Origin of the sequence: Pseudomonas sp. LAMO17WK12:I10 (genome assembly GCF_900215185.1) — a bacterium.
GTDB lineage: Bacteria > Pseudomonadota > Gammaproteobacteria > Pseudomonadales > Pseudomonadaceae > Aquipseudomonas > Aquipseudomonas chlororaphis.
Map to the genome: position 1 here is coordinate 125,605 of NZ_OBDX01000002.1, position 25,789 is coordinate 151,393.

The 25,789-nt window shown below is 61.7% G+C and carries 21 protein-coding genes; 8 read left to right on the forward strand and 13 right to left on the reverse strand.

Going from position 1 to position 25,789, the window contains the following annotated elements; translation table 11 throughout:
* Positions 1-21: 21 nt before the first annotated feature.
* The 4 genes from lpxK to CRO75_RS02830 form a co-directional block, all read right to left on the reverse strand.
* Positions 22-1,032, reverse strand: coding sequence for a tetraacyldisaccharide 4'-kinase (gene lpxK / locus CRO75_RS02815; protein WP_097134383.1), 1,011 nt, complete (start codon positions 1,030-1,032; stop codon positions 22-24).
* Entirely contained in the window at positions 1,032-1,460 is a 429-nt protein-coding gene (locus CRO75_RS02820) for a biopolymer transporter ExbD (protein WP_009047818.1), read from the reverse strand. The genes lpxK and CRO75_RS02820 overlap by 1 nt, the downstream gene beginning before the upstream one ends.
* Positions 1,457-2,092 carry a MotA/TolQ/ExbB proton channel family protein gene (locus CRO75_RS02825; protein ID WP_007931657.1) on the reverse strand — a complete coding sequence of 212 codons (636 nt, stop codon included), beginning with the start codon at positions 2,090-2,092 and terminating at the stop codon, positions 1,457-1,459. Before CRO75_RS02825 ends, CRO75_RS02820 begins: the two co-directional genes overlap by 4 nt.
* A 102-nt stretch (positions 2,093-2,194) precedes the next feature.
* Positions 2,195-4,426 (reverse strand): DNA internalization-related competence protein ComEC/Rec2, encoded by a 2,232-nt coding sequence (locus CRO75_RS02830; RefSeq protein WP_097134384.1) that lies wholly within the window; start codon positions 4,424-4,426, stop codon positions 2,195-2,197.
* A gap of 148 nt (positions 4,427-4,574) precedes the next feature.
* Between CRO75_RS02830 and CRO75_RS02835 the strand changes: the two genes are divergently transcribed.
* Positions 4,575-5,090, forward strand: coding sequence for a DUF2062 domain-containing protein (locus CRO75_RS02835; RefSeq protein WP_097134385.1), 516 nt, complete (start codon positions 4,575-4,577; stop codon positions 5,088-5,090).
* Positions 5,091-5,138: 48 nt separating this feature from the next.
* Here the strand turns inward: CRO75_RS02835 and CRO75_RS02840 are convergent, their stop codons facing one another.
* From CRO75_RS02840 to CRO75_RS02855, 4 genes are all read right to left on the reverse strand, one after another.
* The gene (locus tag CRO75_RS02840; protein WP_007931651.1) at positions 5,139-5,918 is read right to left on the reverse strand and encodes an ABC transporter permease; all 780 of its coding nucleotides are present in this window, start codon (positions 5,916-5,918) and stop codon (positions 5,139-5,141) included.
* Positions 5,915-6,847 carry an ABC transporter ATP-binding protein gene (locus CRO75_RS02845; RefSeq protein WP_007931649.1) on the reverse strand — a complete coding sequence of 311 codons (933 nt, stop codon included), beginning with the start codon at positions 6,845-6,847 and terminating at the stop codon, positions 5,915-5,917. Before CRO75_RS02845 ends, CRO75_RS02840 begins: the two co-directional genes overlap by 4 nt.
* 132 nt (positions 6,848-6,979) lie before the next feature.
* Complete coding sequence (locus CRO75_RS02850; protein ID WP_009042835.1) at positions 6,980-7,603, reverse strand: glutathione S-transferase; 624 nt, start codon at positions 7,601-7,603, stop codon at positions 6,980-6,982.
* A gap of 42 nt (positions 7,604-7,645) precedes the next feature.
* Entirely contained in the window at positions 7,646-8,305 is a 660-nt protein-coding gene (locus CRO75_RS02855; protein ID WP_097134386.1) for a transglutaminase family protein, read from the reverse strand.
* A 245-nt stretch (positions 8,306-8,550) separates the two neighbouring features.
* Between CRO75_RS02855 and CRO75_RS02860 the strand changes: the two genes are divergently transcribed.
* Both CRO75_RS02860 and CRO75_RS02865 read left to right on the forward strand, forming a co-directional pair.
* Positions 8,551-10,998 (forward strand): acyl-CoA dehydrogenase, encoded by a 2,448-nt coding sequence (locus CRO75_RS02860; protein ID WP_097134387.1) that lies wholly within the window; start codon positions 8,551-8,553, stop codon positions 10,996-10,998.
* Between the two features lie 84 nt (positions 10,999-11,082).
* Positions 11,083-11,490, forward strand: coding sequence for a PA2817 family protein (locus CRO75_RS02865; protein ID WP_007931642.1), 408 nt, complete (start codon positions 11,083-11,085; stop codon positions 11,488-11,490).
* A gap of 72 nt (positions 11,491-11,562) precedes the next feature.
* On the opposite strand, the gene CRO75_RS02870 is transcribed toward CRO75_RS02865, so the two are convergent.
* Positions 11,563-12,546, reverse strand: a complete 984-nt coding sequence (locus CRO75_RS02870; protein ID WP_009042832.1) for a LysR family transcriptional regulator — start codon at positions 12,544-12,546, stop codon at positions 11,563-11,565.
* Positions 12,547-12,637: 91 nt separating this feature from the next.
* On the opposite strand from CRO75_RS02870, the gene CRO75_RS02875 reads away from it, so the two are divergent.
* The 3 genes from CRO75_RS02875 to CRO75_RS02885 all read left to right on the forward strand — a co-directional run bounded on the left by CRO75_RS02875 (position 12,638) and on the right by CRO75_RS02885 (position 14,776).
* Positions 12,638-13,264 (forward strand): hypothetical protein, encoded by a 627-nt coding sequence (locus tag CRO75_RS02875; RefSeq protein WP_097134388.1) that lies wholly within the window; start codon positions 12,638-12,640, stop codon positions 13,262-13,264.
* 101 nt (positions 13,265-13,365) lie between these two features.
* Positions 13,366-14,136 carry a 2OG-Fe(II) oxygenase gene (locus tag CRO75_RS02880; protein ID WP_009042831.1) on the forward strand — a complete coding sequence of 257 codons (771 nt, stop codon included), beginning with the start codon at positions 13,366-13,368 and terminating at the stop codon, positions 14,134-14,136.
* A gap of 1 nt (position 14,137) precedes the next feature.
* Complete coding sequence (locus CRO75_RS02885; RefSeq protein WP_009042830.1) at positions 14,138-14,776, forward strand: LysE family transporter; 639 nt, start codon at positions 14,138-14,140, stop codon at positions 14,774-14,776.
* 79 nt (positions 14,777-14,855) lie between these two features.
* On the opposite strand, the gene CRO75_RS02890 is transcribed toward CRO75_RS02885, so the two are convergent.
* Positions 14,856-15,677 (reverse strand): alpha/beta hydrolase, encoded by an 822-nt coding sequence (locus CRO75_RS02890; RefSeq protein ID WP_097134389.1) that lies wholly within the window; start codon positions 15,675-15,677, stop codon positions 14,856-14,858.
* Between the two features lie 298 nt (positions 15,678-15,975).
* On the opposite strand from CRO75_RS02890, the gene CRO75_RS33500 reads away from it, so the two are divergent.
* Positions 15,976-16,107, forward strand: a complete 132-nt coding sequence (locus tag CRO75_RS33500; protein ID WP_256596191.1) for a hypothetical protein — start codon at positions 15,976-15,978, stop codon at positions 16,105-16,107.
* Positions 16,108-16,224: 117 nt separating this feature from the next.
* Here the strand turns inward: CRO75_RS33500 and CRO75_RS02895 are convergent, their stop codons facing one another.
* The 3 genes from CRO75_RS02895 to CRO75_RS02905 form a co-directional block, all read right to left on the reverse strand.
* Positions 16,225-18,924, reverse strand: coding sequence for a transporter substrate-binding domain-containing protein (locus CRO75_RS02895; RefSeq protein ID WP_239990553.1), 2,700 nt, complete (start codon positions 18,922-18,924; stop codon positions 16,225-16,227).
* 494 nt (positions 18,925-19,418) lie between these two features.
* Entirely contained in the window at positions 19,419-20,375 is a 957-nt protein-coding gene (locus CRO75_RS02900; protein WP_097134391.1) for a fimbrial protein, read from the reverse strand.
* A 106-nt stretch (positions 20,376-20,481) separates the two neighbouring features.
* Positions 20,482-21,198, reverse strand: coding sequence for a molecular chaperone (locus CRO75_RS02905; protein ID WP_097134392.1), 717 nt, complete (start codon positions 21,196-21,198; stop codon positions 20,482-20,484).
* A gap of 1,071 nt (positions 21,199-22,269) precedes the next feature.
* On the opposite strand from CRO75_RS02905, the gene CRO75_RS02910 reads away from it, so the two are divergent.
* Entirely contained in the window at positions 22,270-25,722 is a 3,453-nt protein-coding gene (locus CRO75_RS02910; RefSeq protein WP_097134393.1) for a GLUG motif-containing protein, read from the forward strand.
* The last annotated feature ends 67 nt before the right edge of the window (positions 25,723-25,789 follow it).

The window sequence follows — 25,789 nt, forward strand, 5'->3', positions numbered from 1 at the left end:
AGAATTCCCTGGATAGAAGCGTTAAGGCAGAAGACGAGCGGGCAACAGGCGCATCAGCTGCGTATCGAACCAGGCCACGAAGGCCGGGGATGGCACAGCATCCACCGCCAGGTACCACCAGTCGGGAGCCGCGAAGGCACGGCACTTCACCGCATCCTTTTCGGTCATGACCAGCGGCAACGCCGGGGTGAAACTCAGCGCCTGCGCGCTGTATTCGGCGTGGTCGGCGAAAGCATGCGGGACAGGCTGCCAGTGTAGCGTTTCAAGGGTAGTGAAGAAACGTTGCGGATTGCCGATACCGGCCACTGCGTGCAATGCCTGCCCCGGCGCGAAGTGCTCAAGCCCGCGACGTTCGCCGCTTTGCAGATTGACCAGGGCGGTGGGCACCAGGCGAAAGGCGAAGCCTTCCTCGCGATCGTCGCTGGCGCCGTTGTAGAGCACGGCGTCAACGCTTTGCAGGCGCTCGACCGGCTCGCGCAGCGGCCCGGCCGGCAGGCAACGCCGGTTGCCCAGCCCGCGCGCGGCGTCGATCAGCACCAGCTCGAGATCGCGGGCCATGCGGTAATGCTGCATGCCGTCGTCGGAGAGAATGAGGTCCAGCGGCTCGGCGGCCAGCAAGGCCCGCACGGCGCGACTGCGATCGGGGTCGATCATCAGCGGCACGCCGCTGCGCTGGACGATCAGCAAAGGCTCGTCGCCGGCGACAGCGGCGCTCTGCTCGGCGGTGACCCGCCATGGCCACTGCGGCGGCTTGGCGCCGTAACCACGGCTGACCACGCCGACCCGCAGCCCGCTGCGCTGGCAATGCTCGATCAGCCACAGGATCAACGGCGTCTTGCCGGTACCGCCCACGGTGATATTGCCGACCACCACCAGCGGCACCGACGGCTGGTAAACATGGCTCTCACCGGCCAGGAAGCGTTCGCGCTTGCGCACCACCACCCGGCGATAGAGCCACTCAAGGGGCTGCAGCAGTTTCAGCGCGGGATGGCCGTTGTACCAGGCAGCGAGCAAACGATCGGACATGGCCATCAGGGTGCTGGCGCCGCCTCGACGGTGGTCATGCGCAGATGGCTGAAACCGAGCTTGCCGGCGGCGTCCATCGCGGTAATGACAGCCTGGTGCTGGGTCTTGCCGTCGGCACTGATGGACAGCGGCAGGTTGGTGTCGCCCGCCGACTCCTTCTGCAAGGCTTCGATCAGGCTGGCCAGGTCGCTCTTGGGCAGCACCTGGTTGTTCACTGAAAACACCCCATCGGCGCTGATGGCGATATCCAGTTGCTTGGTCTGCTGGTCTTCGGCCGGCGAGCCGCTGACGGCCTCCGGCAACTCGACGCGCAACTGGGTTTCCCGGGTAAAGGTGGTGGTCACGACGAAAAACAGCAGCAGGATAAACACCACGTCGATCAACGACGCGAGGTTGATATCGATAGTTTCCCGTGGCTTGCGGCGGAATTTCACGCTTTGCCCTCGGCCAGATCGACGTCGCGGTCGCCCTGCACCACTTCGACCAGCTTGATGGCTTCCTGCTCCATGCCAACCACCAGCTCATCGACCCGGCGTTGCAGGAAACGGTGGAAGAACACTGCCGGGATACCGACCATCAGGCCGGACGCGGTGGTGATCAGCGCCTTGGAGATACCGCCGGCCAGCACCGCGGCGTTGCTGGTCATCCCAGAGCCCATGAACGAGCTGAAAATATCGATCATGCCCAGCACTGTACCCAGCAGGCCCAGCAGCGGGGCCATGGCGGCGATGGTGCCGAGGGCATTGAGGTAGCGCTCCAGTTCGTGGATGACCCGGGCGGCGGCTTCCTCGATGCACTCTTTCATGACCTCGCGGCCATGCTTGGAGTTGGCGAGGCCGGCGGCCAGGATCTCGCCCAGGGGCGAATGGGCGCGCAGTTCCTTGAGCTTGTCCTTGTTCAGCTGTTTGTCCTTGATCCAGCGCCACACCTGGCCCAGCAGGTGAGGCGGGGTGACGCGGCTGGCCCGCAGGGTCCACAGACGCTCGGCAATGATGCCGACCGCGACAATGGAACTCAGAATGATCGGCAACATCATCCAGCCGCCGGATTTGACCAATTCCCACACAGTGACAGTCCCCTCGAAAAAGTGCGCCACTCTAACATAGGGGCCGAATGCACCGAAGAACCTGATGTCGCATGCCTTCAGGCTTTAATAACTCTCGGTTATTTAAGGAGATAGTGGCCATTTGCGCCAAAAGCGCCGCTGCGCCCGCAGGCTCGTCGGTTCGGTGTAAGTGCCCAGCATCAGCCGCAGCGCTCCCTGCTCCGCACTGTCGTAAATGGCGGTCCCTTGCTGACGATAACGTTCGACGACCTGCGGGTGCGGATGCCCAAACCCATTGCCGTGCCCACGGGAGATCAGCACCGCCGAAGGCGCAAGGGCCTTGAGCAGGGCCGCGGACGACGAACTGCGGCTGCCATGGTGCGGCGCCTGCAACCAGTGGGTCTCGACGGCCAGCGGGGTATCCAGCAAGGCGCGCTCGGCCAGGGCGTCGATATCCCCCGTCAGCAGCAAACGCTCGCCCTGGGCCTCGACCTGCATCACACAGGACTTCTGGTTACCGTTCTGCGCACCAGCCCATTGCCACAGGGAAAAACGCACCCCGTCCCATTGCCACTGCTCACCGCTAGCGCAAGGCTCTGCCGGTAAATAGGCCGGCAAACCCTCGGGATCGCCGCTGACCAGCCTGGCCACCGGCAGGCCGCGCTGGATGGCGTCGGCGCCACCGGCATGATCGGCATCGGCGTGGCTGAGCAGCATCAGGTCGAGGCGCGCGACGCTCAGCTTGCGCAAGGACGGCAGCACTACCCGCGCGCCCAGGTCGGAATCGCCAAAACGCGGACCGGCGTCATACAGCATCGCGTGCTCGCGAGTCCGTACCAGCACCGCCAGGCCCTGCCCGACATCCAGTTGCCAGACTTCCGCCTCGCCATATGGCAGCATGTTTTTCGGCGGGAACACCACCAACAGCAGCATCGGCCAGCCCAAGGGACGCAGCGGCACGCCCGCGGGCAGCAACAGCAGCAAGGCTCCCAGCGCGCTGATGCTCCAGGCCCAGAGCGGTATGGCCGGCGCTACCCACGCCGGCCACTGGGCAGCCAGCAGGGTCAGGCCGCGGAACAGCAGGTCCAGCAAGCCACCGGCCAGCCAGAGCAAGCCTTCGCCCAGGTAAGGCACCGCCAGCAACAAGGTGCCGAGCAACGCCGGCGGCAGCACCAGCAGGCTGATCCAGGGTTCCGCCAGCAGATTGGCCAGCGGCCCGCTGAGACTGATGGGCAACCCCAGCGCCAGCAGCACCGGGCACAGGCCGATGGCGATCAACCATTGAATACGGGTCCAGGACTGCCACCAGCGCCAGCCTCCCAGGCGCCCGCCGAAGATCAGGATCAACACCGCCACCGCGGTAAAGGACAGCCAGAAGCCTGGCTGCAGGCTGGCCAGCGGCTCGAACAACAGCACTGCATTCAATGCCAGCAGGAACGGCCACCAGGCACCCAGGTGGCGAAAGCGCAGGCGCCAGATCAGCACCAGGGCCACCATCACACAGGCACGGCGCACCGGCACATCGAACCCCGCCAGCAACCCGTACCCCAGGGCCGAGGCGAATGCCAGCCCGCAGGCCCAGGGCAGCCAGGGCCAGCGCCCGGGCCACAGGCCGTAGCGGGCCAGCCCCGCCACCAGGGCGTACATCACTGCGGCCAGCAAGCTGATGTGCTGCCCGGAAATCACCATCAGGTGCACGGTCCCGGTGTCTTGCAAGACACGCCAGTCTTCCTGGCTCAAGCCCGAACCGTCGCCCAGCACCAGGGCCGCCAGGCCGCCGGCGCGCTCGTGGGCATCGACTTGCAGCAAGCGCTGGCGAATGCGCGCACGCCAATTCTCCCGGGTGGCGGCCAGCAGTTGCCCATCCTTGACCGTGCCCGTGGCGCCGATGCGCTGGGCCAGCAACCAGGCCTCGTGATCGAAGGCCTGCAGATTGACCAGGCCGGCAGGTCGCTTGAGCTTCACCGCCAGGCGCCAGCGTTCGCCGCTGTGCACCGGCGGCCCGCCATACCAGGCCAGGCGCAGGCGTTGCGGGATTCGCCCGCGCCGCGCCCGCCCGTCTTCCAGCTCGAAACGCACCAGGCCCTCGGCCTGCTGCGGCAGCCCCACCACTCGACCTTCGAGCCAGCGAGTCTGCCCGTCGAGTGGTTCCGCCAAACGATCATCCAGCGCCCATTGCGCGCTGATGCAGGCCCACGCCAGGCCCAACAGAAAAAGGGCCAATGGATAGGTGCGAAACGGTAGCAGCATCAAGGCCACTACCGGCAGCACTGCCAGCCATCCGATCGCTGGTAGCGCCGGCAAAAAGCGCAGGCATAAAAGCCCCGCCGCCAACGCCAACATCCCTGTGCGCATAAGCCCGTCCTTGAGCAGTTTTTGAGTGTTGCCACTCTCTGGCTTAGCTCAGCGGACCGGGGGCCGGCTTTATCATTTGTCACAAAGTCTGAATGGGCGCCTTCTAGAATCCGGGCATACTTGCCGCTTGAACTGACCGAGAAGCCTTATGCCCCGGCGCCTATTCAAACGTTACATGCCAGATCCGACCAGCATCAGGGAACACAAGTCCTTACGCTTTCTTGGCACGTTGCTGCATGACCCCAACCTCTGGCACCTCAACCGGCACTCCGTGGCGCGCGCCATGGCGGTCGGCCTGTTCGCGGCCTTTATGCCGATCCCGGCGCAAATGCTGCTGGCAGCCGTGCTGGCCATTTCCGTGCGCGGCAACATGCCAATTGCCGTGAGCCTGGTCTGGCTGACCAACCCGATCACCATGCCGCCGGTGTTCTTCTGCACCTACCAGATCGGTGCCTGGTTGATGAACGTGCCGGCCAGGACCCTGCCCGACGAGCTGACCTGGGAATGGATCAGCGGCGAACTCTCGACCCTCTGGCAACCTTTCCTGCTGGGCTCGCTGGTGGCCGGCCTGGTGCTGGGCGCCCTCGCCTATTGCCTGATCATGCTGTACTGGCGCTGGTGGGTCAGCCGGCAATGGCGCCGTCGCAAGCAGAGCCGGCTGTAGAAACGCAAACGGCCTCCCGAGGGAGGCCGTTGGCGTTTCTGCGCGGGCTTACTGGCGCATGCCGCGACCGCTGACCAGCAGGCGGGCACAACCGAAGTACAGGACCACGGTCGCCACCAGCATGAAGGTAATGGCCACGCTGATCTGGATGTCGGAAACCCCGAGGATGCCGAAACGGAAGGCGTTGACCATATGCAGCACCGGGTTGGCCAGCGACACCGTCTGCCAGAACGGCGGCAGCAGGGTGATGGAGTAGAACACCCCGCCCAGGTAGGTCAGCGGGGTCAGCACGAAGGTCGGGATGATCGAGATATCGTCGAAGTTGCGTGCAAACACCGCGTTGATAAAGCCCAACAGCGAAAAGATCGTCGCGGTCAGGACCACCACCAGCAAGGTGATGCCCAGGTGATGCACCTGCAGGTGGGTGAAGAACAGCGACAGCAGCGTCACGATCACCCCCACCGCCAACCCCCTCAGGACACCGCCCAGGGTGTAGCCGATGAGGATGGTGTGCGGCGACACCGGCGACACCATCAATTCCTCGATGGAGCGCTGGAACTTGCTGCCGAAGAAACTCGAGACCACGTTGCCGTAGGAGTTGGTGATCACCGACATCATGATCAGGCCCGGCACGATGTACTCCATGTAGGTGAAGCCACCCATGTCGCCGATCTGCCGGCCGATGAGGTTGCCGAAGATCACGAAGTACAGAACCATGGTGATCGCCGGCGGCAGCAGGGTCTGCGGCCAGATCCGGGTAAAACGCCGGACTTCGCGATAGACGATGGTATTCAGCGCGACAAGGTTGGGCCGTAGCTCGGAACTCATACCGCCACCTTCGACAGGTTTTTCTCCACCAGGGACACGAACAGCTCCTCAAGGCGATTGGTTTTGTTACGCAGGCTCAGCACTTCGATGTTCTGCTGGGCCAACTGGCTGAACAGTGCGGTGATGCCCACGGCTTTGTCGACCTGGACTTCCAGGGTATGGCTGTCCAGCAGCTTGCTTGGATAACCGATCAGTTGCGGCGCCACCTTCAGGTCGGTCTTCAGGTCGAGCAGGAAGGTTTCCACATGCAGCTGGCTGAGCAGCTGACGCATGCTGGTGTTCTCGACAATGGTGCCGTGGTCGATGATGCCGATATTGCGGCACAGCTGCTCAGCCTCCTCCAGGTAATGGGTGGTGAGGATGATGGTGATACCCTTCTGGTTCAGCTCGGTGAGGAAGGTCCACATCGAACGGCGCAGCTCGATGTCCACGCCGGCAGTCGGTTCGTCGAGGATCAACAGGCGCGGCTCGTGCACCAGGGCGCGGGCAATCATCAGGCGGCGCTTCATGCCGCCGGACAGCGAGCGCGACGGCACATCGCGCTTGTCCCACAAGCCGAGCTGGGTCAGATACTGCTCGGCCCGCTCCTTGGCGACCTTGGTCGGGATACCGTAGTAACCGGCCTGGGTCACCACGATGTCGAAGGTCTTCTCGAACTGGTTGAAGTTGAATTCCTGTGGCACCACGCCGATGCAGCGCTTGAGCGCGGCGGGCTCGCGGTCCAGGTCATGGCCGAAGACATTCACCGTGCCGCTGGTCTTGTTGACCAGGGTCGAGAGGATGCCGATGGTGGTGGATTTGCCGGCACCGTTAGGGCCGAGCAAGGCGAAGAAGTCACCTTCGGCGACATCCAGATCGATACCACTCAGGGCCTGGAAACCGTTGCCGTAGGTTTTGGTTAGCTGCCGGATGGACAGAGCGGAACTCATATCGGATTTACGCACCAAGAAGGGAGAACATTATAAGTAAGGGCGGACCGCCTGCATTGCAACGGCGCCGGATACACCCAATGGTGCTTGCCGACGCCGCACAAGTACAGTCACCCGTATTGATAGTCAGTATTAAGTCAACGCGGTCATCACCGCCTTGCGGTAGGCCGGACGCTGTTGCAGGCGGGCGTACCAGGCTTGCAGATTAGACAATTGCGGGCGCTCGATGGGCATTTCGAACCAGGCATAAATGAAGCTGCCCAGAGGGATATCGCCGATGCCGATTTCCTCGCCGGACAGGTAGGGATGTTCGGCCAGGGCCTGGTCGACCACGGCCAGCAGTTCGCCGCAGCTGTTCAGCGCGGCATTGATCTTGTCCCAGTCCTGCTGCTGTGCCGGCGTGCGCAGCACACCCCAGAACAGGTGCCGGAAGGGTTCGGCGAAGGTCGAAGTGGTCCAGTCCATCCACTTCTCGGCCGAGGCCCGCGCCTGTACATCGCTCGGGTACCAGGCCGTACCGGCGGCATGGCGCGCGGCGAGATAACGCACGATGGTGTTGGACTCCCACAACACGAAACCATCGTCCTCGATCAGCGGAATCCGCCCATTGGGATTCATCGCCCGATATTCCGGGGTATCCACCACACCGAAGGCACCACCGGCATCCACCGCCTCGTAGGTCAGGCCGAGCTCTTCGGCGCACCACAATGCTTTCCTGACATTCGACGAGTTTTTCCGACCCCAGATCTTCAGCATGACCGCTCCTCAGTGATGAATGCCGAGGCAGTCTACGCCGGATCAGACCTGACTCAAATCACTCTGCATGTCGCCCAGCAGCAACGGCATCTGCTCGGCGAACAGATGCGGATAACACTTTTCCAGGTGTTTGAAGAAGAAGGTCTCGGGGACGTCGGCGAATTGTCCGTGGTCCAGCACGTACTCCATCATCTGCTCGCCCTGGCGGTTGAACGGGTGGAATACGCTGTCATGACGGCCATCGAACTCCAGTGGCGCTACATCGTACATCTCGCAGAGTTTCCGGTTGAACGCCGGCGTGGCCTTGACCCAGCGTCCTTGCAGGTACAGCTCGGTATAGCCGTGCATGGCAAACACATCACTGCGCAGCAACTCCAGCAAACGCGGGGTCGACAAGTGATTGCGCACGTCCGCCAGGCCGATCCGCGCGGCGATCCCGCAATGCCGCGCGCAGCCGGCAAGCAGGGTGGCCTTGGGCACGCAGTAACTTTCGCCCGCGGCCAGGGCATGGCTGCCCCGCAGGGTCTCGGGGTCGCGACTGAAGGTGTAGGGGTTGTAGCGCACGGCCTCGCGCACCGCGTAATAGAGGCTTACCGCCTGCTCCAGCGGATCGCTGCTGGTGCCACGATGAGTTTCCGCGAACTCCACCACCGCGGGATGGTCACTATCGATGAAGCGGCTGGGACTCAGGTACTCGTGCATGGGGATGATCTCCGAGTGAAGTCCCGAGTCTAGCGACGGCCTCATCCCAGCGATAACGACGTTTCGGCCAAATATCAGAGGCTGCCGCTTCGAGCCTGACAAGATCGACACACTGCTGACCCGATGCCTGACGTCTGCGTCCGCTTCTTCTTACCGCCGCAAGCGCACTGCCCTGTCACCCCTTTTGTCGGATGCCGACTAAGCTCTGTGGGTGATTTTGCCCCTGGTTTCACGGAGGATTAAATATGCTGTTGTTGTGGATACTGGTTCTGCTGGTCGGTATTGCCTACCTGGCCCACCGCCGCATTGCGCCCCTGCCCGCCCTGGGCGTGGTGGCCGTCTACCTGCTGGCCATGGGCGCCTTCAGCCGTGCACCGGGCTGGCTGCTGCTGATCTTCTGGGTAGTGCTGGCCGCAGTGGCGGCGCCCTTGCTACTGCCCGACCTGCGCCGCAAGTACTTCAGCGCCCCGCTGTTCAGCTGGTTCCAGAAAGTCCTGCCGCCGATGTCGCAAACCGAACGCGACGCCATCGATGCCGGCACGGTCTGGTGGGACGGCGAACTGTTCAGCGGCCGTCCGGACTGGGACAAGCTGTTGGCCTACCCGAAAGCGCAACTGAGCGAAGAGGAACAGGCCTTCATCGACGGCCCCACCGAAGAGCTGTGCGCCATGGTCAGCGACTGGCAGATCGGCCAGTCCATGGACCTGCCGCCCGCCGCCTGGGAGCACATCAAGCAACACGGCTTCTTTGCCCTGATCATCCCCAAGGAGTTCGGTGGCAAGGGCTTCTCCGCCTACGCTCACTCCCAGGTGGCGATGAAACTGGCGACCCGCAGCGGCGACCTGGCGTCCACCGTGATGGTCCCCAACTCCCTCGGCCCGGCCGAGCTGCTGCTGCATTACGGCACCGACGAACAGCGTAACCACTACCTGCCGCGGCTGGCCCGTGGCGACGATATCCCCTGTTTCGCCCTCACCGGCCCGCTGGCCGGTTCCGACGCCGGCGCCATGCCCGATACCGGGGTGATCTGCAAAGGCCAGTGGCAAGGCGAGGAAACCCTCGGCCTGCGCCTGAACTGGGAAAAGCGCTACATCACCCTGGGCCCGGTCGCCACCCTCCTCGGCCTGGCCTTCAAGGCCTACGACCCGGACCATCTGCTGGGTGACGATGAAGACCTGGGGATCAGCCTGGCGCTGATTCCGACCGACACCCCCGGCGTGGAAATCGGCCGTCGCCACCTGCCGCTCGGCGCTGCCTTCATGAACGGTCCGAACTCCGGCAAGGACGTGTTCATTCCCCTGGACTTCCTTATCGGCGGCCAGGAAATGCTCGGCAAAGGCTGGATGATGCTGATGAACTGCCTGTCGGTCGGCCGCTCCATTTCCCTGCCGGCCGTCGGCACTGGCGCGGCCAAGTTCACCAGCCTGGTGACCGGCCAATATGCCCAGGTACGTGAGCAGTTCAACGTCCCGCTCAATGCCTTCGAAGGCATCCAGGAAGCCCTGGCCCGCATCGGCGGCAACGCCTGGCTGATGGACAGCGCGCGCATGCTCACGGCCAATGCGGTCGACCTGGGGGAAAAGCCTTCGGTGCTGTCGGCGATTCTCAAGTACCACCTGACCGAGCGCGGCCGCGAATGCATCGGCCACGCCATGGATGTGCACGGCGGCAAGGCCATCATCATGGGCCCGAACAACTACCTGGGCCGCAGCTGGCAAGGCGCGCCGATCTTCATCACCGTGGAAGGCGCGAATATCCTCTCGCGCAACCTGATGATCTTCGGCCAGGGCGCCATTCGCTGCCATCCGTTCGTGCTCAAGGAAATGGCCCTGGCCGGTCGCGAAGACCACGATCAGGCGCTGTTCGAATTCGACGGCCTGCTGCTCAAGCACATCGGTTTTGCCGTGGGCAACGCGGCCAGCACCCTGGTGCTGAACCTCGGCCTGGGGCACTTCGAACAGGCGCCGGGGGACAAGCTCAGCCAGGGTTATTTCCGCGCCCTCAATCGCCAGGCCGCGGCCTTCGCTATGCTGGCCGACCTGAGCATGATGCTGCTGGGCGGCGAGCTGAAACGTCGCGAACGCCTGTCAGCACGCCTCGGCGATGTGCTCAGCCATATGTACCTGGCCTCCGCCGCCCTCAAGCGCTACCACGACCTGGATTCGCCAGAGCATCTGCAGCCACTGTTCACCTGGGCCATGGAAGAAAGCCTCGGCCAGTCGGAACGGGCGCTGGACGAACTGCTCGAGAACTTCCCGAACCGGGTGCTGGGCTGCCTGCTGAGGGTGGTGGTATTCCCGTTCGGCCGCCGTCACAAAGGTCCATCCGATGAGCTGGACGCCGAGGTCGCCGCGATCATCGGCCGGGCCAAGGGCGACCCGACCCTGGAAGAGCTGCTGGCCGGCTGCTACCGCCCACAATCGGCGCAAGACCCGGTCGGCGCCCTGCAACACGCCTTCGACTTGTTGAGCGCCAGTCACCCGCTGCAGAAAAAACTGCACGAGGCGCTGAAAAGTGGCCAGATCAAACCGGCGGCCGGCGAACATGCCATCGACGCCGCGCTGGAGGCCGGCGTGTTGCAGCCGGTGGAAGCCCAGACCCTGCGCGAGGCTGAAGCCGCCCGCCGCAAAGTCATCGATGTCGATGACTTCGCCAAGGAAGAGCTGACCCTGAGCGAAGGGAAAACCCGCTAAGGCGCAGGACCGTCAGGCGGATTATGAAACCGGGCGCGGGAGCTATATACTCCCGCGCCCGTTTTGCTGTTGAGGACTCATGTCATGTCCAACGTCGTCGCCGATCATCTCGTCCTGCTCGACCATTTGCGCAGTATCCTGGTCGCGGTGGGTGAAGCCGAGCAGGTTCCCGAAGAAAGCCATGCCTTGTTCCTGGAACGCTTCGACGAACTGCGCGCCTCGCTGCCGATCGACCCGATCGAAAGCCAGTACCTGGGCCAGGATCTGCTGTGCCAGGTGATGCAGCGTTATCCACAGGTCGCCCATCTGGTGCCGCGCGACCTGCTGTGGTTCTTCGCTGGGGATTGCCTGCACTACATGCCCGACGAGGAAATCGACCTGTACCAGGCGCTCGAAGAGCGTCGCTACGAGGCCGAGCAGAATGATGAACCGTTCGACTGGAACCAGGAAAAGCAGCTGCTGGCGCTCTCCGCCCAGGACAGCAAGCACTGAGTCCGGCCCGGACACTACAAAGGCCCGCACGGTTGAACCGGCGGGCCTTTTTTCTACCCATGAGCGGCTGGCTCAACCCGCTCCATCGCCTTCGGGTTGTTCGTAGCCTTTCGCCTCCTGCTTGCCCTGCCGGCTCAAGGTCGGCTCCTTGGCCAGGCACTCCACCAGATAATCGATGAATACCCGCAGCTTCGGCGGCAGGTAGCGGGTTGGCGAATGCAACAGCCAGGCACCGCCATGGTAGGAAGCGAGAAACGTCCAGTCCGGTAGAACCTGCACCAGCAAGCCCTGCTCCAGGGCATGCCGCGCCGTGAAGTACGGCAAGCTGCCGATGCCGATATGCTCCAGCACCGCCCCCAGCCGTACCCCGGTGTGATTGGCCGCATAACGCCCGCGCACGCCAACCGTCACCGACTTGCTGCCCTTCTTGAACTTCCAGCGCGCATCGCTGGGGGTTTCACCCAGGTAAATGCAACTATGGTTGAGCAGATCGTGGGGATGGCTGGGCGTCCCGTGCTCGGCCAAGTACTGCGGCGTGGCGCACAACATGTGATCGATGGTCAGCAACTGGCGGCCAACCAGCCCCGCCGGCGGCCGATCGGTGATGCGGATGGCCAGGTCCACATTGTCGTCGATCAGGTCGATGTTGCGATCTTCCAATAACAGCTCGACATCGACCTTGGGGTAACGCCGCAGAAACTCGGGCATGTACGGATGCACGACAAAACGCCCCACGGCCTTGGGCACGCTGACCCGCACCAGCCCTTCGGCCTCGTGGGTGAACTGACCGCTGATTTCCATCACCGACTTGGCGGCGCTGACCATCTCGCTGCAGCGCTTGAACACCTCCTCGCCCCCTTCGCTCAAGCGCAACTTGCGCGTGGTGCGCTGCAGCAAGCGAGTCGCCAGCGCTTTCTCCAGTCGGGAAATGCTGCGGCTCACCGCCGACGGTGACGAGCCCAGCTGGCGAGCGGCTTCGGAGAAGCTGCCGACCTCGACGACCTTGACGAAAATCGCCATTTCGCCCAGCAGCGGAAGGGGAAGATTTATGCTCACAGCACAACAGTCCTTTGAGGTTTGAACGGATTATCACGCAATTCCGCCGCGCCATATAATTAAAAAAGGTATTTTAATAAGGGCACGGAATATGACGCTTCGCCTCTTTTTTCATAATGATGAACTCAAGGCCAACGTTGAAGTGCTCGAATGCACCCCGCAGGACAACGAATTCGCGGTGATCCTGCGTGCCACGATCTTTCATCCCCAAGGCGGCGGCCAACCCTGCGACACCGGCTGGATCGGCGAAAGCCAGGTGTTGCGCGTGGTCCAGGAACCCGAGCGAATCATTCATTACGTCAGCCAGCCGGTGCAGCCGGGCATGGTCCAGGTCCAGGTCGATGAACAGCGCCGCCAGTTCAATACCCGCATGCACTCGGCCGGGCACCTGATCGGTCATTTCGGCGAAACCCGCGGCTGGGTCCCGGTCAAGGCCCATCACTGGCCTGGCGAGGGCCGCGTGTCCTTCAAGCCCGGGGACAGCCCGCAGGAACTCGACGTCGACAGCCTGCAGAGTGGCATCGATCACTGGATTGCCGCCGACCTGCCGCGCCTGGTCTCGCTACGTAAAGGCTCGCGGGAAATCGGTTTCGGCGAGCTTCCCGCCTATGGCTGCGGAGGGACCCACGTGAAGCGCCTGAAGGAATTGGGCAACGTCACTATCGCCTCCCTCTCGCAGAAAAAAGGAATGCTTTCGGTTCACTACCACGTGGACTGATTCATCGGCGGTGTCGCCTTGCACATCACGCGACGCATCGCCTGACACAGGGGAAACCCGCGTGCGCGGGTTCGACGATTATCGGATAGAGGGATCTGCAGATGATGCTTGACGTCGAGCGTCTCGATGAGACGTGCATAAAGAAACTGGCCCAGGAACAAGTGCTCGCCCTGCGCATCAAGAATTTCCTGCCGCACACCCAGGCGATCCAGCTGGGTGACAAGATTCTCGCTCCCGGCTTCGAGGGCTACATCAACGCCCCCAGCATCGGGCGGATCGGTATGGCGTTTTATGAGGCGGAAAACCAGCCGCTGTTGATCGAAGACTATTTCGAACGCGCCACCGCCAACATCGCCGAACTGCGCACGCGTTGCGCGCCCTATGCGTCTCCCGTCGACACCCTGCGTTGCATGCTCGACGAGTCCTGGCCGGCCGGCGCCCACCTGGAAAACCTGTACGGGCGCAAGATGTACGTTGGCCTGTCGCGGGTGGTGAAACCCGGGGTGTGCTTCCTTGCCCATCACGACATTTTCGCCAAGGACGCCCCCGACAGCTTCCAGGCCCACAGTCTGGAGGCACAGTTCGCCTGCAACCTCTACCTGAACATGCCCGATGCGGGTGGCGCCCTGCAGATGTGGAATCACGATATTTCCCCGGACCAGTTCGACGACATGCGCGGCGACAGCTACGGCATCGATCCCGCCCTGCTCGGCACACCCTCGCTGGAGATCCGTCCGGAGCCCGGGGATTTCATCATGTTCAACTCAAGGCGCATGCACGCAGTCACCCCGGGGGTGACCAACCCGCGCCTGAGCCTTTCCTTTTTTGTCGGCTATCGCGGCAGCTCGTCCCCCCTGACCTTCTGGAGTTGAAATGCTTTCCAACTATCTAGGCGAATTCCTGGCCCTGGCGACCATCCACTTTCTCGCCGTGGTGGCTCCCGGGCCTGACTTTGCCGTGACCATCCGCCAGAGCGTGCGCTTTGGCCGGGTGGTCGGGCTGTGCACGGCCATCGGTATCGGCGCGGGGATTTCCGTGCATGTGCTGTACACCCTGCTGGGGGTCGGAGCGCTGATGCACACCACGCCATGGCTGCTGAACGTGGCCAAGGTGGTGGGCGGTGCCTACATTCTCTATCTCGGCGTTAGCCTGTTGCGCAGCAAACCCAAGACATCGATCGAGGGCAGCGACACGAACAACGATCAGGTGCAGCGGCAGACCTTGCCCAAGGCCTTCATGACCGGTTTCCTGACCAACGCCACCAACCCCAAGGCCACGCTGTTCTTCCTGGCGATTTTCACCACGGTGATCAGCGCCACCACGCCCCTCAAGGTGCAGGCGCTCTACGGTGTATGGATGTGTTGTGTGAACGCGCTGTGGTTCGTGATCGTCGCGCTGTTCTTTTCCAGCCCGAGGGTGCGCTTGCTGTTCATGCGCATGGGCCACTGGTTCGAGCGAACCATGGGAGTGATTCTGATTCTGTTCGCCGGGCGCCTGATCCTGTCGATGTAAGTCGCACCCCAACGTCCTGCTCAAGCGAGCCGCCAGCAACTGGCGGCTCGACACAGGCTTGCTCAGTTCCGATCCACGATCAGCTGGCGGATGACAAAGCCTGAAGCAAGACTCCCTGCGGTTTTGCCATTTCGTCCAGTACTGAAAAATGCGTGCAGCCCGGCACGTGAATCAGCTGCACAGACTCTCCTCGGGCCAACGCTTGCTTAGCGTATTCATCAGACTGGCGGACCAGTTCCGACAGTTCGTCGGCACCTACCGCCACCCATGTATGGGCGCCCTTGTCGATATGGTGCAGCGGGCTATAGGTGTTGATCTCCGCTTCCGAGAGACTCAGTTTCTGGTTGAGCCACGACAGGCTTATGGGCTCCAGGTCGACCAGTGCGCTGATCGCCAGGACATCGGTCACCCATGGGTGCGAACGGAACTGGATCGCCAGGTGGCCTCCAGCCGAGTGCCCGCTCAGGACCACCTTGTGCCCCGCAATACCCAGGTGATCAACGTCGGCCTGGAGATGCTCGAGCAGGCTGCCAATCTCGCTGACGATCTGTGTCATCGAGGCTTGCGGCGCGAGCGTATATTCGGCCAGGACGACGTTGAACCCCGCAGCCAGGGGACCGGCGGCGATGAAGGCGAAATCTTCCTTGCTGCAATTCTGCCAATACCCGCCATGGATGAAGATGAACGTCGGGGCGTCGGCTTTGCCACAGGGCAACCAGTCATAACGCTGCCTGGAACCGGTGCCGTAAGGCAGATCGAGCCGGCCGGCCACAGAGGCATAGAAACTGGCGCTACGCGCCTGCAGGGCTGCGTAGATACCGGGGAAATCCGGCACTGCCTCGGTGTTGTTATACGCCGCGTCGAGCTGGGCTTGATTCATGTCGCGATAGAGAATGGTCATGGTCATCTCCGATGGAAGGAATGTTTAAAAGGGCTTGGTCAGCGGCCTGCGGTTCGTGCGGACGTGTCCGTCATCCGGCAGGTTTCAGGAGAGCGGCTTCGCTGTCCACGGCTGCTCTCTGTGAGAGGAGTGCTACGCGTGGTTGGGGACTGTAGGCAGGGTGGTGTGCGGAACGCGGCTCGAATGCGCTAAAGAATGAGTGGAGCCCAGGTCAGACGTAAATCAGCCGAATCTTAATTTTCTCTAAGATTTATCCTGCCATGGCCGCCCTGGGCGAACGGCGCAATGGCATATCAAAGTGAAGCGCGAAGATATTCAGACGGGGGCTATGCAGGCCAGCGCGATGCTGGAGGCAGCAGGCTTCAAGGCAGGTATGACGGTGTATGAAGGACGCATCACGCTATCTGGAGCAGCATCGGTGCTTTTCTAGCCCCCCTGGCGACGAGTGCAAAAGCTGGCGCTGAGTGCGTCCGGCCCGCTCAGTCAGCGCCGCCATCGTCCGGGATGGGATGCTCGGAATACTGTCCTGGTAGCTGGTTCGTCGCGCTCAAGCCCGCGCAGGGGCTCGTTGAGTATTCTCCAGGGCCTGCCTCAGCACCTGCTGGGTCAGAGGCTTGAACACCACCTCATCCATCCCGGCGGCCAGGCAGCGCTGGATTTCCGCGTCCTCGGCACTGGCGGTCGCCCCCAGGATCCAGCAGCGCCGGCGGCCCTCCTCGCGCTCCATCTGGCGGATACGCACGGTCAAATCATAGCCACCCAGGCGTGACATCTGGCTGTCGGTGATCAACACATCGTACTCGGCGGCCAGCCAGGCTTCCCACGCCGTCTGCCCATCCTCGACCAGCGTCACGCGATGCCCCAGAACCAGCAATTGCTCTTCCAGCGTCAGCCGGCTGAACGCATTGTCCTCAGCAACGAGGATATTCAGCGAAAGCGGCTCCGTGCTCGCCTGCGCTACTTCTGCCGCCGCTTCGGCAGGCGCCTCGGCCAGAGGCAGTTGCAGGGTCACGCTGAAGCAGGAGCCTATATCCGGTTCACTGCTCAGGACGATAGTGCCGCCCATGAGCTCGACCAGCCGACGGGTGATATTCAGCCCCAGCCCACTGCCAAAGGTTTGCCCGGCCTGAGCCGAACTGACCTGGGAGAATGGCTGGAACAATCTGGCCTGGTCCTGCTCCGAGATGCCGATACCGCTGTCGATGACCTCCAGCAACAGGTGCAGATGTTCTGCCTCCCGACTGCCCGAGGCATGCAGCGTCACCCGGCCGCGCTCGGTGAACTTGATGGCATTGCTCAGCAGGTTGAACAGCACCTGTTTCAAATGCAGCGGGTCGATCAGCACCCATTGCTCCATGTCGCCGGTGAACCGCATCTCGAACGCCAGCTGCTTCTGTCGCGCCATGCCGACCACCAGGGGCGCGATCGCTTCGATCTGGGCCTTGAGCTGCACCGCCTCGGGCGCCGAGTCGATCATCCCCGACTCGATCCGGTTCAGGTCGAGCACATTACCGAGCAACAGTAGCAACCCCTGTGCCGCCTCCTGCGCGACGACCAGCGACGCCAGGTCCAGCTCGCCCCGTTCGGCCTTCTGCTGCACCACTTCCTGCAGACCGATAATGGCGTTCAGCGGGGTACGGATCTCATGGCTCATGGTGGACAAAAAGATGCTCTTGGCCTCGTTGGCCGCTTCGGCCTTCTCCCGCGCCAGCGCCAGCTCGCCTTCGGCCTGGCGGGTCTTGCGCACCTGCCGGGTCAGGTAGAACCCCCAGATCAGCGACAACAGGACCAGCAAGCCGAAGACACCGCCAAGCCGGAGGATATTGCTGCGATGATCCCGCCAGAAATGGCTGCCCAAGGTAGAAATACGCGGCTCCCACTGCTCCACGATATCCGCCACTTCCTCCGGGGTGATCGCCACCTGGGCCTTCTCCAGGATGCTGCGCAGTTCTTCCTGCCCCTTCAGCACCCCAAGGCTGACCGGTCGGGAGAACTCGTCGAGAATGCCGATTACGCGCAAGCGGTTGTTGAAACGCTGGGCGGACAGGAACCGACCGGTGTAGTCACTGCCGATGAACGCGTCGCTACGCCCGTCGTCGACACTGCGCATGGCCTCCAGAAAGTTGGGATAGATCTGTAAGCGGATATCCGGATAGTTCTGCTGGATGATCTGATTGACGAAATAACCCGGGACGCTGGCCAGGCGCTTGCCTTGCAGGTCATTCAGGCTATGGAAAGGACTGCCCTGGGTACGGGCCGCCTTGGGTCCGGCCATCAGTACCACCGAGCTCCTCAGATAAGGAAGAAGGATATCCATATAGGCCTCGGTGTCGGTGTCGGCAGACGTAACCGAGGTCATCAGGGTCTTGCCCTCGGTTACCTGCGCGTTCATCTCGGCATAGTTCTGCGCACGGACAGGGCGGAACGTCAGGCCGCTGCGCTGGCTGAGCAACTTGAGATAGTCGGGGCCGATACCCCGCACCTGCCCACCGTTGTCCAATTGCCCCAAGGCGCCGAGAGAGTCATGGACAGTCACCGGGATTTCCGGATGGGCGTCCAGCCAACGGTTCTCGGCGGGCGTCAGCGTCACGCGCTGCTGAGTCAGGCGCAGGCTGCTCCCCGCACTCCAATTGCGCAGAATACTTTCGCTATGGCGTGAGCGAATGGTCGGAAGGGCTCGTTCGATCACGGCATGCAGGCGAGTATCGGAGGCGCGCACCAGGAAGCCGAAAGCACGGCTTTCCACCGGAGCGAAGTTTTCGATGTGCAGGTCCAGCAGGTAGTTGATGTTGATCAGATAGTGAGCGGACACCGCATCATCGATCACCCCATCGACCTCTCCCAGGCTCAACGCCTCGAGCGCGCGCAGCGGCGAGGCGAATGGCAGGATCTGGCTGTTCGGATAAACTGCGGAGACCTTTTCCTCGACACGGTAGCCGGCAAACACCCCCAGCCGAGTGCCGGTTGCTTGTGGGTCGAAAGGACGGCCTTCGGCGGTTACCAGCACCGGTTGGTTCGGTTCATAGGCCTGGGTAAGAAGCAGACCGTTATCCTCGGCATCCATCGCGGAGCCACCGCCGACCAGGTCAATCTCACCCTTGTGCAGCGCGATCAATGCCGCCTGCCGGGAAGGGAACTGACGGACTCTGGGGGCGATCTCGAACAGCAAGGCGAGGTAATCCGCGGTAACGCCCTGAAAACGATTGACGTCGAGCATGCCCAGCGGCGGATAGTCGGGCAATGCCACCCCGATCGTGAGTGGGCCTCTGCTTGCCAGCCACTGTCGATCCACTTCACTCAGCCATGGCCGGCTGGTCACTGCCACCCTTGCGACGAGGGAGATGTCAGGCTCCTGTGCGACCAGGGCGGGTGATAGAGCAAGTAACAGGCAGAGAGCGACCATCCGACAACACGCTGGAATCATGGAATACCTTCCTGGAAATCGAACCCCGGCAACCTGCGCAAATGGGCCGTTGTCCCATGAGCAACAGCGTCACCCTCTTATGGAGAGTGCCGCTTTGATCTGTGGCAATGGGGGATGGATCAAGAGTGATCCGTCGGTATTCTAGCCGGGCGCCGGCGGTTGTGACATCGAGCGGCGAGAGCCTTTCTCGACGATGCGCGCCCTTGTGCTCTGATGGGCTCGGGAAGGCTGGACAGCAACGGGCTCGCGATAGCCATCCGACCAGGGCAGGAAACGGGCCGGCGAGCAGAAGAATATGTGCCCGCCACCGATGACGATCAGTTGTAGTTGAGAACGAAGCTCATGGTCGCATCGCCCTTGCCCGGCTTTATCTCGCCTCCTGTCGGAGCGTATTTGGCACTGCCGGAGAACCGGTAAATGGAGCCCTCCGCCACCTCTCTATTCCAATCGAGGGCGACGGACCTGGCAATATCGAACGGCAACTTGACGCCTTTGTCGTTGACCAGGGAAATACCCACCTCCGACGCGACACCCGCTTGGCCCAGGTAGGAAAGCTTGAGCAGGCCGTCGGCCTGGGAGTTTCCTTCAAAGTAGACTTTTACCGGAACTTTCGTGTCAGGTTTCAAGCCTTCGCAGCGGACATCGAAGTTGAATGGCACCTCCCTGACGCTACCCTTGGTAATATTTTCGATGGTCTGTTTACCCATCTGGACATTGACCGCCGCTCCCACCGATTCGCATCCGGCGAAAAACACATCATTGACCAGTTCGGTAGTGCCTTGTCCTCTGACCTGGAAAGCAGCGCCTCCGATTAGCCAATCTATGGTGAACGCCATCGGTACACTTTTTCCTGACCCTACATTGCGATCGGTGCGAATGATCCTCATCACTAGAGAGCTAGGGAGGGGCCACTCCCCCATGCCATGAATCCCCTGTGAATAAAAAGGACACACCAAACTAGCAAACCAGGTCACACAGAATTGAACGCCGAGGCCCTTGACACCTGTTTCATACACATTAGGCACCACCGATGGCTTCAGTGCAGTCTTGATTCTGGCAGTGAGACTATCCCCGTTCTCACACTTAGAAGAAGCATTCCAGAGTTTCACCTCACGCCTGGCAAGCTCCCCTCCAATAGGAGCAGCCTTAATGGTGGCCTGAGCGGGTAAAACAATGTCCAGTGTTTGCGGAACATTCGGAAGCGTGCAAATTGCAAACGCTTCCCGAGCAAACAGACTGGATAAAAATATCAAGATGAAGATCAGTTTACGCATATATAAAGGGCTCTTCCCACGCCCCATTAAGGGCCTGGGTACAAATCGATGATGAGCAAAGAGTGGTGGCGAGAAAGTTCTCGTCCCTACCAGAAGACGCCAGGCCTTAGCCGGAAATGGCGCCGTCGTATTTGAGGATTCCGCCGTAGTCGCCGATGACTTCGAACTCAACCTTGAGGCTGTTGGCCTGGACGCCGTTCGGCAGGTCCGCGATCTCGACCCGGGAAGTCGCGGCCGGCGCGACCATATCGATCGGCGCGGTGAAACGCTTGCTTCCCATCCGCAACGTGATATCGGCAAAAGACAGGTAGAACGCCGACGGGTTGGCCACTTCCAGATAGGGTTTGCCGTCTTTGGCAAGCAGGCGCCACTTCAGCTGTTGCGGGGCCTGCGTGACCTTGCCCGGTAGCCCGGCCGGCCGGTAGAACAGCTTGAGGCGCTGCTGCACGGCGATCTGCAGGGTATTTTCCTCCCGGGACTTTTGCGGAACCTCCCGCACGTTCAGCCAGTATACCGACTCCTTGTCGGTCGGCAGGCCCTTACCGCTGTAGAGAATGCGCAACACCTGCTGCTGTTCGCCAGCCAGGCGCTTGAGCACCGGGGTGATGGCGAAGGGCACATCCTCGCTCTTGTCGGCCGACTCGGCCCAGGCCTGGAACATCAGGTCCTCGGCCGCGCTGTTCTTGATCACCAGGGACGCTTCCTTGCTCGGAGCCGCAAGCACCACACGGGTGTTTTCCAGGTTGATGCCGGCCTGGGAGCAAGCAGGAAAAAACAGGGCGAAGCTGGCCAGAATCAATCCGGCGATGGCTGGAGTCTTCACGGTAATTCTCTACCTCGATATGTGTCGAAGGACAGAACCCCGTTGTTACGCGCCATGCAAAAACAGCGATGGACTCGACGAGGCGAACCGTGCGGGTATTCGTGACGTTCGAGAAAGTCAGGAGGCAGGAAAACTACAGTAGATCGGCGTCGTAATCAGTAGGACGATTCCTAAAAGGAAGCGCATGCTCATTCATATACGAAAGCAGAAAAGAGCGAACAGAATAAGCAATCTCCCTCAGAGTCCATATCGCTAGATATCTGCCTGCGCATCAGCACTTTCTAGAAACAAGTATTTTCAATCCAGAAACTCCAGACCGAGGGTGTTTCTATTACTTCCTGGCATTCGAAATATCATGCCGGCATGGGTCTGATATTTCCCGATATGCATGAAGTATCGACCCTGTCGGCTTACATCCAGGCTTTAACTTAGACAACCCTCTCACAGGACAAAAGCACCGCAGCCCGAAACCGCCCAGGCTCGACGATCGAGAAGGCCTGTCAGGCAGGCCCAAGGCCCTGGCCCGCTGTTTTTGCGATGCCTCCTAAAGCGGAGATAGTGGTGGTTTTCCCAGGGAATCGCGCTTCTGATTCTGACAGGCCATCGCGCGCCAGGCTGCAAGACTTCAATATGACGAGCGCAATAGCTAGCTGTCTTACTTCAACTAGGAAAGCGCCGTAGACCAGTTAAGAAAGTTCTGGTTTTTTATTTTATTTCCTTTTGTTAATTAATACACCCCTCTGAGCAACCAGGCATTTACATGCAAATAACTCCAGCCTCAACGCTGGCGCATACAGGCTTGCAATCAATTCGCTGGGGAATTCGGATAGTCACTCGAAACACTCAGCAGCCATTTTATAGACGTTATGTAGCAGGTCTTATCTGACAAAACCCCATGAGCCTCCCTTGCTTGGAGGCCCATGAAATCAAGCATGGATTGAGACAAACAACTTCCCTCCCGCATGGAGGGAAGGCGCCCCGGCTTTGCGTGACCGCCTCGGCGCCTGCCCCGCATTCGTTGTACCCGTTCTGCTGGGGGGATCAGCAGAGTCTTCATATAGAGGAAGCATCATGAACAAAAGCTATGCACTGATCTGGAACCAGGCCACTGGTTGCTGGAACGTCGCCAGCGAAGGAACCCGGCGCCGGGGTAAATCCAGCCGCCTCAAGGTCGTGATCGCCGCCGGCTTCTCGCTGCTGGGCCTGCTGGCCCAGGCTCCGGCCTTCGCCCTGCCGGGTGGAGCCGCGATAGTCGCGGGCGACGCTGGCATCCATACCACGGTCGACGGCAAACATATGACCGTCGACCAGAAGAGCAACAAACTGATCACCAACTGGAACGACTTCAGCGTCGCTGGCGACGAAAGCGTCAGCTTCCACCAGCCCGGTAGCCAATCGATCGCCCTCAACCGGGTACTGGGCACCAATGGCAGCGATATCCAGGGCCGCATCGATGCCAACGGCAAGGTGTTCCTGATCAACCCCAATGGCGTGGTCTTCGGCAAGTCCGCCCAGGTCAACGTCGGCGGCCTGGTGGCCTCCACCCAGAACATCAGCGACAAGGACTTCCTCGACGGCACCTATCGCTTTACCGGGAATTCCAGCTCTGCCGTGAGCAACGCCGGCCAGATCACTGCCAGCGAGGGCGGCAGCGTCGCGTTGCTCGGTGCCCAGGTCAGCAACAGCGGGGTAATCCAGGCGCAGATGGGCAGTGTCGCGCTGGGCGCGGGCAAGGATTTCAGCGTCAACTTCGACGGCAACGGCCTGCTCAACCTGCAGGTGAACGGTGCCGCGGTGGATGCCCTGGTACAGAACGGCGGCCTGCTCAAGGCCGACGGCGGCCAGGTGTTGATGACCGCCAGCAGCGCCAGCAGCCTGCTGAAAAACGTGGTGAGCAACCAGGGCGTGATCGAGGCCAGGACCTTGCAGAACAAGGCCGGCAAGATTGTCCTGGATGGTGGCGACAACGGTATCGTCCAGGTGGCTGGGCGCCAGGACGCCAGCGCCCTGGGTGGCCAGGGCAACGGTGGCGTGGTGGAAAACCGCGGCGCCCGGGTCGAGGTCCAACTGGCCGCGCAAGTAGATACGCACGCCGACCAGGGCATGACCGGCACCTGGAAGATCAGCGCGGACGAGGTGAGCGTTTCCAAGGCAGAGAACGGCACGCGTAGCGGCAATGCCGGCCCTACCCTGCACGCCGATACCCTGGCCCAGAACCTGGCCCGGACCAACGTCGAACTGAGCAGCAAGGGCAACCTGTCGGTCAACAAGGTGGTGTCCTGGAACAGCGGTAACAAACTCGGCCTGACCGCCGAGCGCGGCGACATCCAGGTGAACGCGGCATTGAGCGCCACCGGCGACGGCGCGGCCCTGGCCCTGAATGCCGCGCAGGGTGGCATCCGCCTGAATGACGATGTCGCGCTGACCGGAACGGGAGCGAGCCTGGAACTGAACTCCAAAAACGGCCACAGCCTCCAGGATGACAAGAGCGTCACCCTCTCCGGTGCGGATGCCCGCTTCAGCGCCAACGGCGAGTCCTACCAGGTGGTGCAGAACCTGAAGCAGTTGCGCGATATCGAAAAAAACATGAATGGCCGCTATGTACTGGGTAACCAGATCACCGGCCAAGGCAGCTTCAGGACGCTTGGCGAAGATCGCTCCTTCACCGGCAAGCTCGATGGCCTGGGCAATACCATCAGTGACCTGTCGCTCTATAGCAGCACCGCCTTTGTCGGGCTGTTCGGCACCAACGCGGGGCAGATCAGCAACCTGAACCTCGAACGCATTTCAGCCAGCGGCGCCTCTTCCACCTACTACAACACCCAGGTCGGCACCCTGGCCGCGGTGAACATGGGTAGCATCCGCAACGTCAAGGCCAAGGATGTACGGGTGACCGGAGCCTCTCACCTCAACTCGCTGGGTGGCCTGGTAGCGCTCAACCTGGCCGGCGACATCGCCAACTCCTCGGCCAGCGGCCAGGTGATCGGCAACCAGTACACCTTTGCAATGGGTGGCTTGGTGGGGGAAAACATCACCAACCCCGATGGCGTGGCGAAAATCACCAATAGTCATGCCGATATCGCCCTCAGGGGGCAGATGAATGCTGGCTCCAAAGGCGCAGGTGGATTGGTGGGTTCGAACCGCGGAGTCATCGACAACGCCTCCAGCACTGGCACGATCGACCTCGCCGGCGCCAACCTGAACATCGGCGGCCTGGTCGGTGAGAATACGGGCAATGGCAGCATCAGCAATTCCCGCTCCAGCACCAATGTTTCGGGCAGCAAGGCTGGTCGGGTCGGAGGCCTGGTCGGCCTCAACCAGGGCTCACTGGCCAACTCTCACGCCAGCGGCGACGTAACCGGCAATGGCACGGAAGCGATCGGCGGCCTGGTTGGCAAGAATCAGGGTGGCTCGATTACCAACAGCTCTGCCCGCAGCAGCGTGTCCGACCTGTACAGCAAAAATGTGGGCGGCCTGGTTGGCCATAACCAGGGCGGCCAAGTCGATAACAGCTTGTTCTCCGGCACGGTGAAAGGCGGCAGGAATGCCAATATCGGCGGCCTGATCGGCACGAACCATTATGGCTTGATCAGCAACAGCTCGACCAAAGGCAATGTGTCCGGTCTGTACGGTAGCAATGTGGGGGGCCTGATTGGCTACAACCAGAACAGCCGTATCGATAATGTAACGATGGCCGGCACGGTGAAAGGCGATAGCAAGGCCAATATCGGCGGGCTGATCGGCTATAACGAAAATTCCTCCATCGTCAATGCGTCCTCCACTTCCCTGTCCGTTACCGGCGGCAATGACGCCCTTATCGGCGGCCTCGTCGGCTATAGCCTGGCTAGCAGTATCACCAACTCATCGGTATCTGCCACGGTGACCGCCGGCAACGGTAGCCAGAGCGGTGGCCTGGTCGGCTACAGCAAAAATACCGATATCACCAACGCCTCGGCAGCCGTCCTGGTGACCAGCGGCGACAATAGCCTGGCCGGTGGTCTGGTGGGCCACAACCAGGATAGTCGTATCGCCCACGTCTCGGCATCCGGCACGGTGAGCAGCGGCAACAATAGCCAGGTCGGCGGCCTGGTCGGTTACAACCAAAACAGCGATATCACCAACGCCTCGGCATCCGCCACGGTGAACGGCGGTGACGATAGCCAGGTCGGCGGCCTGGTTGGCAGACAGCAGGGCAAGGTCACCAACTCCTCCGCCAAAGGTTCGGTCAACGGCGGTCGCTATAGCAGTGTGGGCGGCTTGGCCGGAATGAATGAAGGGGAGATCAGCAACTCCAAAACCACCAGTAACGTCAGCGGCGGTTACGGCGCGCGTCTGGGCGGGCTGGCGGGGATGAACTTCGGTACGCTGCGCCTGTCATCGGCAGGCGGCAAGATCGATGGTTCGCATGCCTCCGGACAGCTCTACGGTGGCCTGGTCGGCATCGACTTCAATTCGGACCAGCAATCCAGCAACAGCGTCTTTGGTGAAGCGACCAAGGTGCCGCAGGTTGGCCTGCAGTTCTGAGAGCTGAAGCTCTGCCCCCCGTCATAGGGAGGCAGGGCTTGTTGTCTGAGTGAAAAAAGGGGGCAAT

Coding starts and splice junctions, on each gene's coding strand:
- CRO75_RS02900 (WP_097134391.1), bottom strand. CDS start 20,375: ATGCGTAAACTGATCTTCATCTTGATATTTTTATCCAGTCTGTTTGCT.
- CRO75_RS02835 (WP_097134385.1), top strand. CDS start 4,575: ATGCCCCGGCGCCTATTCAAACGTTACATGCCAGATCCGACCAGCATC.
- CRO75_RS02860 (WP_097134387.1), top strand. CDS start 8,551: ATGCTGTTGTTGTGGATACTGGTTCTGCTGGTCGGTATTGCCTACCTG.
- CRO75_RS02885 (WP_009042830.1), top strand. CDS start 14,138: ATGCTTTCCAACTATCTAGGCGAATTCCTGGCCCTGGCGACCATCCAC.
- lpxK (WP_097134383.1), bottom strand. CDS start 1,032: ATGGCCATGTCCGATCGTTTGCTCGCTGCCTGGTACAACGGCCATCCC.
- CRO75_RS02890 (WP_097134389.1), bottom strand. CDS start 15,677: ATGACCATTCTCTATCGCGACATGAATCAAGCCCAGCTCGACGCGGCG.
- CRO75_RS02840 (WP_007931651.1), bottom strand. CDS start 5,918: ATGAGTTCCGAGCTACGGCCCAACCTTGTCGCGCTGAATACCATCGTC.
- CRO75_RS02880 (WP_009042831.1), top strand. CDS start 13,366: ATGATGCTTGACGTCGAGCGTCTCGATGAGACGTGCATAAAGAAACTG.
- CRO75_RS02865 (WP_007931642.1), top strand. CDS start 11,083: ATGTCCAACGTCGTCGCCGATCATCTCGTCCTGCTCGACCATTTGCGC.
- CRO75_RS02830 (WP_097134384.1), bottom strand. CDS start 4,426: ATGCGCACAGGGATGTTGGCGTTGGCGGCGGGGCTTTTATGCCTGCGC.
- CRO75_RS02850 (WP_009042835.1), bottom strand. CDS start 7,603: ATGCTGAAGATCTGGGGTCGGAAAAACTCGTCGAATGTCAGGAAAGCA.
- CRO75_RS02910 (WP_097134393.1), top strand. CDS start 22,270: ATGAACAAAAGCTATGCACTGATCTGGAACCAGGCCACTGGTTGCTGG.
- CRO75_RS02855 (WP_097134386.1), bottom strand. CDS start 8,305: ATGCACGAGTACCTGAGTCCCAGCCGCTTCATCGATAGTGACCATCCC.
- CRO75_RS02875 (WP_097134388.1), top strand. CDS start 12,638: ATGACGCTTCGCCTCTTTTTTCATAATGATGAACTCAAGGCCAACGTT.
- CRO75_RS02845 (WP_007931649.1), bottom strand. CDS start 6,847: ATGAGTTCCGCTCTGTCCATCCGGCAGCTAACCAAAACCTACGGCAAC.